1 protein-coding gene and 1 pseudogene are annotated in these 1,170 nt (G+C 30.8%); both read left to right on the top strand.

Annotated features, from left to right (window positions below; all coding sequences use genetic code 11):
* The coding region (locus EKL98_RS17735; RefSeq protein ID WP_158618348.1) for a hypothetical protein at positions 1 to 878 on the top strand (878 nt) is incomplete at its 5' end.
* Positions 879 to 1,043: 165 nt separating this feature from the next.
* A pseudogene (locus EKL98_RS16655) lies at positions 1,044 to 1,170 on the top strand (short-chain dehydrogenase); the annotation flags it as partial.

The raw sequence follows: 1,170 nt of genomic DNA on the forward strand, positions 1-1,170 counted from the left end.
TATATGCTGCTGTAAATTATTTAAATAAAGTAGAAGAAACTTCAACATTGTACCTTTTATTGAGAGATTATCTGTTTTCAGACATTAAAGGAAAAGAAACTAGAAATTTTTACGACGGAGTTTCTTTTGGAGAATTACAATTGACAAATACAACATGGCTTCAATACCTTACTCCAACTGGAACTGAATTTTCAGGTTTGCCTAAAAGTGAGCATACATTTACTGCAAGTGTTAATGAAACAACATATAAATATTCAATAAACAGGAGTGCTTTACAATCAACTTTAACTATAGATCCGGCCAGTAAGGAATATGCTATTGACTTACCATTTGAAGTAACTAAAACTAATTCTGGAGATGCCACACTGAAAGGGAATACAAATATTTTGACAAGTTTTGAAGGGAAGTTAGCCTCAACTTTTGTTATGGGTACCCAAGAAACAAAATTTGAAATCAAACCAGCATTTAAAAATTCTGGATTATCTTCTGAATATGTTAATTTGAAAATAATAGACTCAATTTCAATTTATAAACAGGCATTTAAAGGGAAATGGAAGGTAAGGTATTTTGACGGAGTTAACGGCATAGAAAGGTTTTGGGATTTGGAGTTATTTGAAGATGGAACAGGAATTGTTAAAAATCCAGATCCTAATGTAACTTTAGGTTATGTTAAGTACCCGATGCGTTGGAATATTTCAGGGAACGGTCCTTATTATTATAACGAGTCTGGCTGGTGGAATTTTCAGTTTGGTTTTAAGGTAACTTATCCTGTAATTAAATATACTGTAGAAAGTGGGGACGGTAAACCTGCAACAACTTTAAATCCAACATGTGGCAGTTGTATCAATAAATATATAACAGAATACACTAAAAATTAAATTTTAAGAAATTTCTTTTGTTCACTTAGATTATTGTTTTAAATCTCATTTCAATCAGAATTAATTTTTTAGTTTAAAGGATTGTCGAAAACACAAAATCTATTTTAAAATTCCATCTTGTTTTATACTTGATGGAATTTTTTTAATTTAGCCAAAAAATATATTTTGAAAAACATTTTCATTAGTGGAACTTCCAGAGGAATTGGTTATGAATTGGCTATACAAGTTGCCACTGCAGGTCATAATGTCTTAGCGATCTCCAGAAAAACACCACAAGCTCTTATTGAAAACC

It is taken from the genome of Flavobacterium bomense, assembly GCF_003970355.1.